17 protein-coding genes and 1 pseudogene are annotated in these 14,923 nt (G+C 64.7%); 13 read left to right on the plus strand and 5 right to left on the minus strand.

Annotated elements, in window-relative coordinates; genetic code table 11:
- The first annotated feature begins 87 nt into the window (after positions 1–87).
- The 9 genes from E3374_RS02940 (at position 88) to E3374_RS02980 (ending at position 7,549) form a co-directional block, all read left to right on the plus strand.
- On the plus strand, positions 88–579 hold the full coding sequence (locus tag E3374_RS02940) for a metallophosphoesterase (RefSeq protein WP_136687541.1): 492 nt from the start codon (positions 88–90) through the stop codon (positions 577–579).
- Positions 580–656: 77 nt separating this feature from the next.
- Positions 657–1,613, plus strand: coding sequence for an aminopeptidase (locus E3374_RS02945; RefSeq protein ID WP_136687542.1), 957 nt, complete (start codon positions 657–659; stop codon positions 1,611–1,613).
- A 118-nt stretch (positions 1,614–1,731) separates the two neighbouring features.
- On the plus strand, positions 1,732–2,379 hold the full coding sequence (locus tag E3374_RS02950; protein ID WP_136687543.1) for an HVO_0476 family zinc finger protein: 648 nt from the start codon (positions 1,732–1,734) through the stop codon (positions 2,377–2,379).
- 4 nt (positions 2,380–2,383) lie between these two features.
- The gene (locus tag E3374_RS02955) at positions 2,384–3,094 is read left to right on the plus strand and encodes a protein-L-isoaspartate(D-aspartate) O-methyltransferase (protein ID WP_136687544.1); all 711 of its coding nucleotides are present in this window, start codon (positions 2,384–2,386) and stop codon (positions 3,092–3,094) included.
- Positions 3,095–3,157: 63 nt separating this feature from the next.
- Positions 3,158–3,892, plus strand: a complete 735-nt coding sequence (locus E3374_RS02960; protein ID WP_136687545.1) for a protein-L-isoaspartate O-methyltransferase family protein — start codon at positions 3,158–3,160, stop codon at positions 3,890–3,892.
- A gap of 216 nt (positions 3,893–4,108) precedes the next feature.
- Positions 4,109–4,927: a hypothetical protein gene (locus E3374_RS02965; protein WP_136687546.1), complete on the plus strand. Its 819-nt coding sequence runs from the start codon at positions 4,109–4,111 to the stop codon at positions 4,925–4,927.
- A gap of 109 nt (positions 4,928–5,036) precedes the next feature.
- On the plus strand, positions 5,037–5,534 hold the full coding sequence (locus E3374_RS02970) for an RNA-binding protein (protein ID WP_136687547.1): 498 nt from the start codon (positions 5,037–5,039) through the stop codon (positions 5,532–5,534).
- A gap of 69 nt (positions 5,535–5,603) precedes the next feature.
- Positions 5,604–6,527 (plus strand): ribokinase, encoded by a 924-nt coding sequence (locus E3374_RS02975; RefSeq protein WP_136687548.1) that lies wholly within the window; start codon positions 5,604–5,606, stop codon positions 6,525–6,527.
- 56 nt (positions 6,528–6,583) lie between these two features.
- On the plus strand, positions 6,584–7,549 hold the full coding sequence (locus E3374_RS02980) for a nucleoside hydrolase (protein WP_136687549.1): 966 nt from the start codon (positions 6,584–6,586) through the stop codon (positions 7,547–7,549).
- 77 nt (positions 7,550–7,626) lie between these two features.
- Here the strand turns inward: E3374_RS02980 and rpl12p are convergent, their stop codons facing one another.
- The 3 genes from rpl12p to E3374_RS02995 are packed head-to-tail and all read right to left on the minus strand — an operon-like array spanning position 7,627 to position 9,674.
- Entirely contained in the window at positions 7,627–7,971 is a 345-nt protein-coding gene (gene rpl12p / locus E3374_RS02985; protein WP_136687550.1) for a 50S ribosomal protein P1, read from the minus strand.
- A gap of 17 nt (positions 7,972–7,988) precedes the next feature.
- Positions 7,989–9,035, minus strand: a complete 1,047-nt coding sequence (locus E3374_RS02990) for a 50S ribosomal protein L10 (RefSeq protein WP_136687551.1) — start codon at positions 9,033–9,035, stop codon at positions 7,989–7,991.
- Positions 9,036–9,674 (minus strand): 50S ribosomal protein L1, encoded by a 639-nt coding sequence (locus E3374_RS02995; protein WP_136687552.1) that lies wholly within the window; start codon positions 9,672–9,674, stop codon positions 9,036–9,038.
- A 194-nt stretch (positions 9,675–9,868) separates the two neighbouring features.
- On the opposite strand from E3374_RS02995, the gene E3374_RS03000 reads away from it, so the two are divergent.
- Positions 9,869–11,551: a sensor histidine kinase gene (locus E3374_RS03000; RefSeq protein WP_136687553.1), complete on the plus strand. Its 1,683-nt coding sequence runs from the start codon at positions 9,869–9,871 to the stop codon at positions 11,549–11,551.
- A 256-nt stretch (positions 11,552–11,807) separates the two neighbouring features.
- On the opposite strand, the gene E3374_RS03005 is transcribed toward E3374_RS03000, so the two are convergent.
- Both E3374_RS03005 and E3374_RS03010 read right to left on the minus strand, forming a co-directional pair.
- The gene (locus E3374_RS03005) at positions 11,808–12,296 is read right to left on the minus strand and encodes a 50S ribosomal protein L11 (RefSeq protein ID WP_136687554.1); all 489 of its coding nucleotides are present in this window, start codon (positions 12,294–12,296) and stop codon (positions 11,808–11,810) included.
- Between the two features lie 157 nt (positions 12,297–12,453).
- A complete protein-coding gene (locus E3374_RS03010; protein WP_136687555.1) occupies positions 12,454–12,654 on the minus strand; it encodes a VNG_1110C family protein in 201 nt (66 codons plus the stop codon).
- Between the two features lie 125 nt (positions 12,655–12,779).
- Here E3374_RS03010 and E3374_RS03015 point away from each other — a divergent pair, with 125 nt between their 5' ends.
- The 3 genes and pseudogenes from E3374_RS03015 to E3374_RS17950 form a co-directional block, all read left to right on the plus strand.
- Positions 12,780–13,892, plus strand: coding sequence for an OBG GTPase family GTP-binding protein (locus tag E3374_RS03015; protein ID WP_136687556.1), 1,113 nt, complete (start codon positions 12,780–12,782; stop codon positions 13,890–13,892).
- Positions 13,893–13,901: 9 nt separating this feature from the next.
- On the plus strand, positions 13,902–14,360 hold the full coding sequence (locus E3374_RS03020) for a TIGR04206 family protein (RefSeq protein WP_136687557.1): 459 nt from the start codon (positions 13,902–13,904) through the stop codon (positions 14,358–14,360).
- A gap of 147 nt (positions 14,361–14,507) precedes the next feature.
- A pseudogene (locus tag E3374_RS17950) lies at positions 14,508–14,848 on the plus strand (hypothetical protein); the annotation flags it as partial.
- Positions 14,849–14,923 lie beyond the last annotated feature (75 nt).

A 14,923-nucleotide genomic window follows, 5' to 3' on the forward strand; every position in this document is an offset into this window, starting at 1 on the left:
CTCTGCACTACCGTGACGAGACAGTGACCTGCGAACCTGCCTTCTCGACCAATCGTTTTCACCTCCCGTACCGTACCGGTCGACGACATGCAACTCGGCGTCATCGCGGACACCCACGACGACAGCGACGTGATCGAACAGGCAATCGCCCGCTTCGCGGCCGAGGATGTCGAGGCCGTCGTCCACTGCGGGGACATCGTCGCGCCCTTCTCGGCGACATCCTTCGACGCGGACTTCGACTTCTACGCCGTCCGGGGCAACAACGACGGCGAGTGGGCGCTCGCCGACACCATCGATGAGTTTGGCACCTACCTTGGAGAAATGGGCGAGTTGACCTTCGACGATACTGACTTGGCGGTCTCTCACGGGACGAGCGAACCGATCGTCGACGCGCTGGTCGACTCGGGTTCCTACGACTACGTGCTGCACGGCCACACCCACGAACGCGCCCGGGAGGAAACGGACGGGACGGTCCGGCTCAACCCCGGCGGCGTCCCGATCCCTGCAGCTCCGAACCCGCCCGCTGCGGTCGTGATCGACACCGGAACTGGCGAGATCGAGTCCCACGAACTCCGCTGAGTCTTCCGGATGGATCGGGGGCCGGCAGACTCCGCTCGGGCCGAAAACACTATTCGCGTCCCCGTGTAGGCCCTGGCATGAACGACGCCACACTACGCGATCCCGCCGAGACGGCCGTCCGACAGTGCATGGGGCTGGAACCCGACGAATCCTGCCTCGTCGTCACCGACGACGAGCGCCGGCCGATCGGCGAAGCGCTCTATTCGGTCGCGAGTGCGATTACCGACGACTCGATGATCGTCCAGTACCCACCGGGTGACCAGCACGGCGAGGAACCCCCTGGGGCCGTTGCCGCGGCGATGGCGGCCGCGGACGTGGTCCTCGCACCGACGACCAAGAGCGTGAGTCACACGCGCGCCCGGACCGAGGCCAACGAGGCGGGCGCGCGGATCGCGACCCTTCCCGGCATCACCGATGACGTCTTCCGGACGGGCCTGGACGTCGATTACGAGTCGATTCGCGAGCACTGTGAGGCGATGCTCGACTCGGTCCAGGACGCCGAAGAGATCAGGGTCACGTCCGACCAGGGGACCGATATCACGCTCTCACCGGGCGATCGCGAGTGGCAAATGGATACCGGGATCGTCCACGAAGCGGGCGAGATGTCGAATCTCCCTGCCGGGGAGGTCTTCCTCAGCCCGACGACCGCTGACGGGACGATCGTCGTCACCGGGACGATGGCCCCGCACGGCTTGCTCGATAAGGCCCAGAAGATCCGCATCGAAGTCGAGGACGGCTACATCACCCAGATCGATGATGACGTTATCCGCGAGCAGGTCGAGGAGGCCGCCGAAGCGGTCGGCGAGGACGCCTACAACCTCGCGGAGTTCGGCATCGGCACCAACGTCGGCGTCCGCCAGCTTGTTGGGTCGGTCCTCTTAGACGAGAAGGCTGGCGGGACCGTCCACTTCGCGATCGGGGACGACGCTGGCTTCGGTGGCGATACCGATGCGCCGATCCATCTCGACGGCATCCTTCGACAGCCCACTGTTTTCGCCGACGGCGAGCGGATCGACTTACCCGAAACTCGATAGCGCCGACGAGATTGGCCAACGCTGTTCGGAACGGAACGACGACGGCGTTCGCGAACGCCGTTCGGAACCCGACAGCACGGACGGCGCTCTTTTACGTTCGCGTCGAGTAGCCGGTCGTATGAGCGAATCCACGCGGCGAGTCGGGCTCCCTTGCCCGGCCTGTTCGCCGGATCTGGAGACGATCCACGAGGTGTTACGCGAGGGCGGGCAGGCGACGGTCCGGTGTACGGAGTGTGATCACGTCCACAAGACGACTCTCCCCGAGGAACGGACGGTCGAACGCGATGTCGTCGTCTCCCAGGACGGCGAGTCCTTCACGGCGACGACGGAACCGCCGGCCGAGGAGACGCTGGCGGTCGGCGAGGAGTTTCTCTTAGAGACCGACGAGGCGATCATGACCGTCCGGATCACGAGCCTCGAAGTGACTGACGGGCGCGTCGAGGAAGCCACGGCCGAGGATGTCGAGACGATCTGGAGTCGGGCCGTGGGCAACGTCAGCGTCAACGCCACGGTCCATCCGAAGTCGGGTGCGCACGACGAGACGCGGGGTGAGACGCTGCACGTTCCCGGCGACTACGAGTTCGTCGTCGGGTCGAGCGACGACCTGGGGGACTTCGAGTTCACCGTCGAGGGGATCCACCTCCGGGACGATGCCGTCGGCTACGATCACGAGAAACTCGATCACGACCGAGACAGTGCCGTCGCGAAGGATGTCAACCGGCTGTACCTCCGTGACGAGGAAAGCGACGCCTGGTCGGCGTGGTGAGAGGATGGGTCGCTGGTGGGGCTCCGACCGGGATGGCTCCGGCCGCGGGGGGGACTCCGGTCAGTCTGACGGTGGGGTACCCGACTGGGAGCGCCAGCGTGCCGCGTTGATCGAGGGGCTCCGCGAGCGGGACCGCGTCGGTGATCGGGCACTCGAGGCACTGGCGGCGGTCCCTCGTCACGAGTTCGTCCCTGAGTCCCGACGACACCACGCTTATGCGGATCGACCGTTGCCGATCGGGGAAGGCCAGACGATCAGCGCCCCGCACATGGTCGCGATCATGGTCGATCGCCTGGAACTCGAGTCAGGGCTGACGGTTCTCGAGATCGGAACGGGCTGTGGGTATCATGCTGCCGTCACTGCCGAGATCGTCGGTGGGGAGAACGTCTACAGCGTCGAGTATCACGCCTCGCTGGCCGAGCGTGCTCGTATCCGACTCGAACAGGTAGGATACGGTGACATCTCTATCACCGTCGGCGACGGCCACGATGGCTTGCCCGAACACGCGCCCTACGACAGAGCGTATCTCACCTGTGCCGCGGCCGATATCCCGAGTGCCGTCCTCGACCAGCTTCGCCCCGACGGGATCTTCCTCGGGCCGATCGGAACGGGCCGCCAGACGTTGATCCGCGCTCACAAGCGGTCGGACGGATCGATCGATCGCGAGTCCTTCGGTGGCGTCCGCTTCGTGGAGATGCAAGGCGAGGCAGACTGAGTACACCGGTGACCGCCGCCAGGGAGCGGATAGTTAATGAGGGTGCGCTCGTAACTGAAACCGATGGATCCCGCGGTACTGCGCGAGGACATGGTCGACGGGCTGCGCCACGAGAGCCGTGGCGTACTGTCGAGCGACTCCGTCGCTACGGCCATGACTGGCGTCCCCCGACACGCCTTCTTCGAGAACGACCGCGCCGCCTACGCCGACCGGGTGACCGAACGCCTCGGAACGCGCGTTCTCGCGCCGCGCACTGCTGCGCGGTTGTTCGAGGCCCTCGCACTCGAACCCGACGATTCGGTGCTGATCGTCGGTGCCGGGATCGGCTACACGGCGGCCCTGGCCGCGGAGATCGTCGGCGCGAACACCGTCCAGGCCGTCGATATCACCCGTCGGATCGTTTACGAAGCCCGCGAGAACCTCGACCGGGCGGGCTACGACGCCGTGTTCGTCGACTGTCGGGACGGTGCCGACGGCCTGCCCGAGTACGCGCCCTACGACCGGATCCTGCTGGAGGCCGCCGCCGTGAACCCACCACGGGCGCTCCTCGAACAGTTGTCCTCCGGCGGTCGGCTGGTGATGCCCCTGGGTGCTCGTGACCAGACGCTGGCGGTGATCGAGGACGGCGACGTCGTCGAGCGACGCGGTCCGGTTACGTTCCGTCCGTTGCTCGTCGAGGGCGAGCAGATCGGCGCTGTAGAGCGCAACCGTACGCGTCGGGAGGACCGCGAGCGCGCCCACCGCGCGGCCCAGTCACGGGCCGGCTGGGAACAGGACTGGATCGACTGGGACGGCTAGTGAGCTGTCCCAGTCGATCGGATCCGGAACCGAACGCCACGTGGTCGCAGTGCCGTCGGTGACGGTATCTGTAGCTTGGAAAAGTGGTTTTTTGTGCTGGGTGTGTGAACTCCCGTCCGATGTTCGGGTACTCAGCGAAGGCTGTCCGTCTCAGGTGGCGCCGGGTGGAGGGACAACACGCAGCGGTCGTCCAGTCGGTCGGGAGGGAAAAGGGCGATGGCCGGTGACCGAACCGTCGACGGTCCGGACGCCAGCATGGATCGTCGTCAGTCCCTGGATATCGGATCGCTCCTGGCTGACGGCGTCGACGGTCTCGTGTCTGTCACTGGCGCGCAACTCGTCGTCGTCCTTGCCGGTCTGGGGATCGTCAGCACGGCACTCTGGCAGACACTCTTCGTGACGGCGATCGAGTCGCTGCTGACGTATATCCGGGGGAACGTCGACGTCACCACCCCTGAGATGCAGCGCGCGATCACGGAACTCGACTCGGTGGTCGACTCGGTGGGCCTGGCCGTCGACCTGTCGATTCCGGTCGTCCTCGTGGGACTGCTCGTCCTCGCGCTGGTGAGCGAGGCGGTCATGATAGTCGCGGCCCGTGTGTTCGCCGACGGTGCACTCGACGGGATCCCGATCGATCTCGCGACGCGTCGTCTCCCCATGGCGACGCTGTACGGTTTCTTCGGTGGCTTGCTGGTGATGATCGCGGTGTCAGTGGGGCTGGTTCTCCTGGTTGTCCCCGGGGTGATCGTCTACGTCGGAACCCTCTTCTTCCGTCAGGAGATCGCAATCGCCGAGAAGGGTCCGCTTCAAGCCATCTCCGGGAGCTGGACGTTGACGAAAGGAAACCGCTGGTTCCTGTTGGCGTTGGCTCTCGTGTTGATAGCCGTCGGCTTCGTCGCGGGGTTCGTCGTCGGTTTCGTCCCCGGAACGGCCGGCACGGTCGTTCACACCGTCGTGACGAGTGCAGTCGGCGTTTTCGCGATCGCCGTGATCACGAACGCCTATGTCCGACTTCGGGCACCGCAACGTCCGTGAATGGTGGGGTTTGCCCTCGCTACCGCTGTACCTCCCTTTCCGAACGGCGGAGTGATCGAGGACGTTCTCGAACAATCGATTTATCTCCGCGGACGGCGAGGTGTCGTACATGAACGTCAAGTCCCGCCACCACCTCCGGGCGGACGCCATCGAGGTGATCGAGGATGCCCTCGCCGAGGGGCTGGGCATCGAACTGGCGGCCGAAACCTACGAGAAGGTCACGTTCGAGGACAGCGACTGGGAGGTCGTCCTTGTCGAGAACGAACCGGTCGTCTTCTACGTTCCGGACGAAGAATCCGACGGCGACGATCCGTTTCTCACGGTCCGTGGCGCGAACGAACATCCGCCCGCGAAAAACGTCGTCACGGTCGACGCCGGCGCAATCTCGTTCGTCTCTGACGGCGCTGACGTGATGCGCCCGGGCATCGTCGAGGCCGACGCCTCCATCGCTGCCGGCGACCTGGTCGTCATCGCCGAGGAGAACCACGGCAAGGTCCTGGCGATCGGTCGGGCCCGCGTCGAGGGCGCTGATATGCTCGGCGACGAGGGGAAGGTCGTCGACACGATCCACCATGTCGGCGACGACCTCTATGAGTTCTCGGGCTGAGTGACGCCACGTCCGGCACGAGACGCGCCAGGGAGAAGCATTATTCCGCGATACGAGGAATGTCACGTCATGAGTCACGTCTACGTCGCTGGAAGCATAAATCAGGACGTCACGGTCCGCGTCGAACGACGCCCGCGTCCCGGCGAGACGGTGCCCGGCGAGTCCGCGGCGTTGGGCCTGGGCGGAAAGGGTGCCAATCAGGCGATCGCGTCCGCGCGCTCCGGCGCGTCCGTCGAGTTGATCGGGAAGGTCGGTGACGACCGATTCGGCGCGGAGCTACTGGCTGATCTCGACGCCGAGGACGGCCTCTCGACTGAATACGTCCACTATACTGAGGCTGCTTCGACCGGGGTTGCTCTCATCACGGTCGATTCGGACTCCGAGAACGCCATCGTCGCTGTTCCCGGAGCCAACGGGGCGCTCGCCCCGGAAGACCTCTCGGACGTCGACGTGACTGACGACGCCGTTGCACTCTCGCAGTTCGAGGTTCCCCAGCCGACGATCCGGGCGTTCTTCGAGACGGCACGGTCACAGGGCGCCCGCACGATACTGAATCCGGCACCTGCCGACGACGCTCGGGACGATCTACTGGAAATCGTGGACTATCTCATCGTGAACGAAACGGAGGCGCAGTTCTACAGCGACGCGGATCCTGACGGTCACCTCTCGACGCCCGAACTGGTCGAGATGGCTGCGGACCTGCGTGCACACCACGAACAGGTTGTCGTCGTCACGCTCGGTGAGGCGGGTGTCTTCGCGAGCACGCCGTCGGAAACGATCACGCTCGACGCCTACGCCGTCGATCCCGTGGACACGACCGGGGCCGGGGACGCGTTCGTCGGCGCGTTCGCCACGGCACTCGGTGACGGGACCGCGCTTCGGGAGGCTCTCGACGTCGGAAGCGCTGCGGGGGCACTCGCGACGACTGAAGCCGGTGCCGCACCCTCGCTACCGACCCGGGCGGCGATCCAGGAACGCCGCCAGGAGGACTGACGCATCGGTCGGCCGCGTGACGAAAGACACCTACGTTGCCCCCCGAAATCGGGGACATGGCCGATCGCGTCATCATCGACACCGACACGGCGACCGACGACACGCTGGGTATCTTGCTTGCGGTCTTATCGGACCGGGTCGACGTCGAGGCGCTGACAATCGGGGCCGGCAACGTCGCCTTCGACCGGCAGGTCGAGAACGCGAAGTACACCCTGCAACTCGCTGACGCCGCCGCGGAGATCCCTGTCCACGAGGGTGCGCGCTCGCCGCTGGTCAAGGAGCACGAACACGCCACGCAAATTCACGGCGAGGGTGGCCTCGGACCCGATCTCGTCCCCGAGACCGACGTCCCATCGGCCGAGGGGTTCGCCCCGGAGTACATCGTCGACGCGGCTCGCGAACGTCCAGGCGAGATCACGCTCGTCTGTCTGGCCCCACTCACCAACGTCGCGCTCGCGTTGGAACGTGAACCGGAGCTGGCCGAACTCCTCGCGGACGTCGTCGTCATGGGCGGGAACGTCCACACCGCCGGCAACGTCACGCCGGCCGCCGAGTTCAATTTCTGGGTCGATCCCGACGCCGCGAAGATCGTTCTCGACGAACTCGACGTCACGCTGGTCGACTGGGGACTCACCCTGCGGGACGGGACGCTCGATGCGGCCGCCGAGGAGCGGATTACCGACGCCGCCGGAGACTCCCGGTTCGCCGCGTTCTACGAGACGGTGTTCCAGTCGGATCCCGAGCCGGACGCGACAGTGATCGACCGTGACGAGACGCTCCAGCCGGACGCGCTCGCGACCGCCATCGCCCTCGTCCCGGAACTGATCGAGCAACGCGGAACCTATGCTGTCGACGTGGACGAACGCGAGGGGCTGACGCGGGGCCACACGGTCGTCGATACCAACGGCGTCACGGACCGCGAGCCACGGACTGACGTGATCGAATCCGTTGATACGGACGGCTTCCGGCAGTTGCTCTGCAATACGATTGTCCACGGGGATCCGGATCGGTCGTTCGAGTAGAACCATCGTCGGAACGACATACGCGTCGCGCCGCTGTCGGGACCATTGCGCACGTCGAAAAGACGGACCGTCGGAAGTTAGCCGAAGAGTTCGCCGAGACCCTCGCCGCTGGCGTCTTCGTCATCGTCGTCGCCGGCTTCTTCCTCGTCGTCGGCCTCCTCCTCCGCTTCGGCTTCCTCGTCGTCGCTGCCCTCGTCGGCGGCTTCGACTTCGCCACCGCCAGCGCCGCCCGTCGCGGCGGGCACGGCAGCGGCTTCCTCGACGGCCTCGTCGATGTCGACGTCCTCTAAGGCGGCCACGAGGGCTTTCACGCGGGATTCCTCGACGTCGACGCCGGCCGCTTCCAGGATGTCCGTCAGGTTGTCTTCGTTGATCTCTTCGCCAGTCTCGTTCAGGATGAGTGCTGCGTAAACGTATTCCATGATTGTATCCTCCGTTTTCAATCGAACATCGCGCCGAGCGCCTCGCCACCGTCCTCGTCGTCATCGTCGTCGTCCGCCTCCTCGGCGGCGTCTTCGGCGTCTTCGTCGTCGGTGGCGTCTTCGGCATCGCTCGTGTCTTCGTCAGCCTGTTCCTCGGGTTCGGGCACTTCGATGTCCTGGAGGTCCTCTGGGAGTGCCTCCGGATCTTCGATCTGGCCCGCCAGTGCGCGAACCTGGGCGTCGGCCCTGCTCACGAGGTCGTCCGCCAGGTCCGGGCTTTCGATGGAGGCCTGCAGACCGAGGCTCTTTGCCTCGCCGCGGGCCTTCTGGAGCAGCGCCGGTCCGGTCTCGGCCGTCGGGAAGACGGCGTTGATCGAGAGGTTCCGGGCACGGCCTGCCGCGGCCTGAACGTCGCTGCGGTACTGATCGACATCCAGTTCGAGGTCCTCCGGCTCGAAGAGCACGCCCTCGGCGTAGACCGCACGCAGATCGAGGCCGACTTCCTTGGGCTCGATACCGAGTTCGGCGAGTACGTTCGCCAGGTCGGCCGAAACCTCCTCGCCGGCCGAAAGGACCGTCGAGTCCTCCAGTACCTGGATCGAGCCTTCCTGGATGCGGGCGTTCGCGCCGACACTCTGGAGGTCGCCGACGAACGGTCCGGGATCGATGCCGGTGTCGCCCTCGGGGATCACGATGTCGTTGGGGGCGACCTCCCCGGCGTTGATCGGCGCCGAGGTCTTCGAGGCTTCGAGTTGCTGAAAGAGGCTGAAGGGGTTGTCGTTGGTCCCGATCAGGCCGACGTGGCCCGAGATGAACTGTGTCAATTCCTCGAAACCATCGTCGATCTCAGCCAGGGCACGCTCGACCAGCGTGTTCCGGCTGACGCGCAACTCCGCGGTGCCGTAGAGGTTACGGCGCATGTCCTGGAGTTGCTGGCTGGGAATCCCCGTCAGGTCGACGATGCCGACGCTCTCGTAGCTCTCGAGCGTGGCGACGAGGTCGTCGATCTCCTCGCGCTTCCACTCGGGGATCGTCTCGGTCTTGCGCTCGGATTCGGCGCTCATCTAGGCCACCTCCACGGCGGGGCCCATGGTGGTCTTTACGTACACCGAGTCGAGGTTCAGCGGCCCCTTCTCCAGGTCGGCGTGCAGCCGGCGCAGAATGACGTCGACGTTGTCCGCGATCTCCGCGGCGTCCATGTCTTCGGCGCCGACGCGCGTGTGGAACGTGCGCCGGTCGCCGCTGCGCAACTGGACCGTGTTTTTCATCCGCTCGACGACTTCGACGACGTCGTCGTCGGGCTGAAGCGGTTCGGGCATCTTCCCCCGGGGACCCAGAACGGTCCCGAGGTACCGACCGATGTCCTGCATCATCGACGCTTCGGCGATGAAGAAGTCAGTGTCGTCGGCGAGGTCCTTCGCGTGGTCGTCGTCGTCACCAAGGTCTTCGAGATCGTCGCCGTCGAGTACGTCGTCGGCGACTTCCTCGGCTCGCAGGGCGGTTTCGCCCTCGGCGAAAACCACGATCGTCGTCTCCTGGCCGGTACCGGCCGGGAGGACGACGCCCTCGTCGATACGGTTCGACGGATCGTCAAGGTCTATGTCGCGCAGGTTGACTGCGAGGTCCACCGTCTCGCGGAAGTTCCGCTTGGGTGATTCCTCGAGTGCGCGAGAGACTGCATCCTCTATGTCTTGATCTGCCATTGTTCACCTCCGTAGTACGCCCCGTGGCTCCTACGGGTCAGTGAAACAGGCGTCTGCCTGTCTCGCTTGAAGCCACGCCGAACCGACACTTAAACCCGTCGAACCGGCCGAGCGAGTCCGTATTCGTCGATTCGTCGACTCTCATGGTCGGGACCACATAGCTTTAGGCCGTGGTCACGTAGAGTGCAACCTCGATGCGCCTCCGGACGATGTTGGTCGGCCTGCTGTTGGTCATCGCCGTGGTACTCTCGGGGACGATCTACGCCGGCTTCTCGATGCACAAACAGAGCATCGTTGAGCAGGAACACACTGAAGTCGAACGCACGGCAGCGGTCATCGCCGGCCGTATCGACGCGCGATTGCAAACCACCATCCACACTGTTGATCTCTGGACGACGACGTTTGGGTTGACCTCCGCTGGCACGACCCGGACCGATACGCTCGACACATTCGTCAACCGGACGGCGTTCAACAGCGCTGCGACCTACGCGGCCAACGGAACGCTCCTCGCGATATCCGGACCGAACTTCGAAGACGATGACATTTCGACCTACGTGGGAACGAATTATTCGGGACAACCGTTCGTCGAGCGAGCATTGGATGGGGAGATCTACATCAGTCAGCCCGATCGGACGTTGACCGGCCAGTACATCGTACAGATCGCTGCCCCGATCCGCGACGACGACCGGATCGTGGGCGTTTTTGACGCTCGTTTTCACATCGAGAACCACGCGCTGCTCGCGAATCTCACTGATATCGGCCACCCGGGGGATCGCTTGACAATTGAATCCAACGGGCAACGACTGCTCGACGAGCCCGGCGTAATGTCTGTCACTATCACCGAGACGGCGACTGTTTCTCAGACCGGCTGGGAAGTGACCGTTAACCGGCCACGGTCGGCAATCGCACTCAAACTCGAACGAGCAACGGCCTTACAGGTCGGTGGCGTCGCGATCGGACTCCTTTCCGTTGCCGTCGTCGGTCTATGGACATCGAGAACGACCATCTCCCGTATCGAGGAACTCATGGAAGCGCTCACCGATCTGATCGACGGTGACTATCAAACCGATCTCGAACTCGGCCGTTCCGAAGAGTGGTACCGCATCAGCGACCGATTCAATTCCCTCTCTAAGACGTTCAAACGACGGGATTCACAACTTCGTGTCCTCAATCGCGTCCTCCGGCACAATCTCCGCAACGACATGAACGTCATCACTGCCCACACCGAAGGACTGCTGGCCGGCGAAGATCTCTCCCCGGAAGTCGAGGAGGACGTCGAACAGATACACGAGACGGCAACCCGGCTGATCAACACCAGCGAACACGCCCGGACGCTCTACGACGATCTCCTGACCAGCCCCCGAAAGGTGATGGAACCGGTCGATGTCGTCGCCGTCGTCGAGCAACGAGTGTCGGCACTCGCCGAACAGTACCCTGATAGTACGATCGAGATCGACACCCCGCCAGCGGCCTGGGCGCTCGATTCGGCCGTTCTGCCGATCGTCGTTGAGGAGATCGTTCGCAACGCGATCGTCCACAACGATCTTCCCGAGGACGAACGGCAGGTGACTGTCACCGTCGATCCCGACGCTGATCCGACCCAGGAAGTCGATTCCATCCGGGAGACCCGTATCGCCGTCACGGACAACGGACCCGGAATCCCGATGGTCGAGGAGGCACTGTTGACCGACCAACTCGAGGAGACCCCCGTCGAACACGGGAGCGGACTCGGCGTCTGGCTGGTCAACTGGCTGGTCGACCAGATCGACGGGACCGTCTCTGTCTCGACTGGCGTCGACCGTGGGACGACCGTCACGATCCACTTGCCGGCACCGGAGGAACCTCCGGACGGAAGTGACCCCGACTGGGAGACATAGCTACTCGGTGATCGAGAGCGATGGAAAACTGACGGCTCCGCCTGGCGTTTTGCAGGCTTCAGCCGCTTCGACGAGCACGCCGAGTCTTCGCTTCACTCGGCCTCGAGCCCTGGCGGACTACGCTGTCGTTTCGTCCGCAAGGACACCGAAAACTCGTGGCCTCGTTTTCGAGCTCTCGTCTCGGGCCTCGCTACGCTTCGGCCGCGTCGACGAGAACACCGAGTCTTCGCTCCGCTCAGCCTCGAGCCCTGGCGGACTACGCTGTCGCTTCGTCCGCAAGGACCCCATCGTACTCGCCAGCGTCGATCAGCTCGGCGACTTCGCGGGGATCGTCACCCTCGATAGTGACGCCCAGCGAGACGCAGGTGCCGACGATCTCCTTTGCGGCCTGCTTCAACTCGTAGGCCAGCAGATCGGGGTGTTTCTGCTCGGCGATGGTCTTGACCTGCTCGATGGACAGATCCGCGACGAAGTCCTCGGCGGGCTCGCCGCTTCCGGTCTCGAAGCCAGCCTCGTCCTTGATCAGTGCTGCCGTCGGTGGAACGCCCACGTCGATCGAGAACGAACCGTCCTCCTCGTACTCGATAGTGACGGGCACTTCCGTGCCGTCGAAGGCCGCTGTCTGGTCGTTGATATCCTGTACGACGGCCTGGACGTCGACCGGCGTCGGGCCGAGTTCGGGACCCAGCGGCGGCCCGGGATCGACCTGACCGCCGGCGACGAGAACCTCGATCGTTTCAGCCATACCAGAGGATCCGTCGGCGCGGAGTTAAGAATTGCTTTTCGTGACCGGGGCGTCACGGGTTGACGGGGCGAGGACGCCGTCGGCCACGCGAGGGGGCGCCGCTCGACGGGGACACGTGACAGTGAACCCGATCACCCGACGAGGACGGCAAACCCGATCACTCGACGGGGATTCCGTTGCGTGCGAGGAACGCGCTCGCCCGTTTGATCTCTACGGGGCTACCGATGATGCGGACCTGCGTCTGCTCGCGGCGGACCGTCAGCGTGAAGCGCTCGGTGAGGTCCGCGGAGAGTCCGTCGATAGCGTCGGCCGGGAGCAGGATCTGTGTGCTATCCCGGAGGCGAGCGGCGCTCGACATGGATTCAGGTGTCGGCGTGGTGTCGTATGAGTGTATCGAAGTCCGTGCCGCGCGCGCCGGCAGATCCCACCTGTCGCGGCCCGGGACGGAAGCCCTTTTGAGGGCCGACGGCCGAGAGTTCGACGATGGGCCTTGAGGAGGAGATCCGGGAGCTCGAGGAGGAGATCGCGTCCACGCCCTACAACAAGGCCACCGAGGAGCATATCGGTCGCCTGAAGGCCAAACTCGCCGAGAAGAAAGAGGAATTCGAGAAGCGCCAATCGGGTTCGGGCGGTGGTCCGGGCTACGCGGTCGAGAAGACCGGCGACGCGACGGTGGCGCTGGTGGGCTTTCCCAGCGTCGGCAAGTCCACGCTCATCAACGCCCTCACGAACGCCGACAGTGAAGTCGGTTCCTACGACTTCACCACGCTCAACGTCAATCCCGGGATGCTCCAGTACAACGGCGCGAACATCCAACTGCTGGACGTCCCCGGGCTGATCGAGGGAGCCGCGGGCGGCCGTGGCGGCGGGAAAGAAGTCCTCTCGGTCGTTCGGACGGCCGATCTCGTCCTGTTCGTGCTCTCGGCCTTCGAGATCGAACAGTACGAACGCCTCAGCGAGGAACTCTACCGGAATAAGGTTCGACTCGACGTCGAACCGCCACGGGTCACCGTCCGCAAGAAACACAAGGACGGCATCAGCGTCAACGCCTCCGTCGACCTCGATCTCGACGAACAGACGATCAAGAGTGTCCTCCGGGAACACGAGTTCGTCAACGCCGACGTGACCATCGGCGAGCACATCGACATCGACCGGCTGATCGACGGCATCATGGACAACCGCGAGTACCTCCCCTCGCTGGTTGCCATCAACAAGGTCGATCTGATCGAACCCAGCTACGTCGATACCGTCAAGAGCGACCTCCGGGATGTTGGCGTCGACCCCGAGGAGGCTATCTTCATCAGCGCCGAGAAGGAGAAAGGCTTAGAGAGTCTGACCGAGCGTATCTGGGACGAACTCGGCCTCATCCGGATCTACATGGACAAGCCCGGCCGCGGCGTCGACTACGAGGAACCGTTGATCCTCACGGAGGGTGATACGGTCGGTGATGCCTGCGAGAAGATCGGCGGCCGATTCGACGATCGGTTCCGATTCGCACGGGTTTCCGGGGAGAGCGCCGCCCACGACGACCAGCAGGTCGGCCGCGATCACGAACTCGCCGACGAGGACGTCCTCCGACTCGTCGTGGATCGGTGACTTCGAGCGATGCCCGAGAACGACAGCCCACGAGCGCGCGTGCTTGCCGTCCTCTCGTTGTCGGTCGTTCCATGGACGGTTCTGGTGATCGACGGACACGTGACGCTCGTGATGCCGTGGGGACTGTTCGATCCGTTCACCCCGCACGTGACGCTCCTACCCGACTACCTCGCCGCCACGGGTGGCGGTCCGCCGCCGTTTCTCTCTTCGTGGCCGCTCGGCGTCGCGATCTGCCTGTTCGCACTCGCCGGTGTCCTCGCGGAGCTGTTCGACCGGGGCGCTCCACGGGTGACTGGTGGACTACTCGTGGTGGTCGGCGTGACGCAACTGACGGTCGCCTGGGGATTCTTGCGTCGTGGTGAGTACACCCTCGTCGTTCCACTAGGCACGATCGCTGCCTGGACGCTCGCGTGGTGGTTCTACTGGCCCGACTTGCGCTCGATCGGACGTCCCGGCCCACGGTCCTGATCGCCGTAGCGACCGTCGGAGCGTTCCGGATCACCAAGGATTATCGCCCCCCGTGACTCTCTCCGTCGGGTGACCGATGGGTCGTTTTCACATCGATCGCGCCTGTTCGCCCTCCGGAAGCACGTCGCTGCCCTCTCCTGGCCGGTGATGGTCGAGCAGGTCTCCCGGACGCTGATGCGGACGACCGATATCTTCGTGACGACGCTGTTCTCGCCGCTTGCGGTCGCCGCTATGGGTCTCGCCGACCTCTACAGGCGGAGCAGGCCGAGGCGGTTCACGCACGCCTGCCATTACGATCGGGCCCGGGCTGGGTGCCGGCGCGATCGCACTTTCGAGCCAGGAATACTGGACGCGACGCCGAGCGGACCCGCGACGAGGCGATCACACAGGCCATCGCCATCGGCGCGATCACCGGGATCCCGTTCGTCCTCTTCTCTGCCTCGGCGCTCGGGATCGTCGTGGCGGGCTTCGGGCACGGTGACTGGGCCCGAAAGGCAGGACGGCTGATGGACGAGCGTGCGGGCGAGAGCACGGTACGTGACCCGTTCGACGGAGTCTCGGAT

The sequence above is a fragment of the Halorhabdus amylolytica genome (assembly GCF_004944975.1).
Taxonomy (GTDB): Archaea; Halobacteriota; Halobacteria; order Halobacteriales; family Haloarculaceae; genus Halorhabdus; species Halorhabdus amylolytica.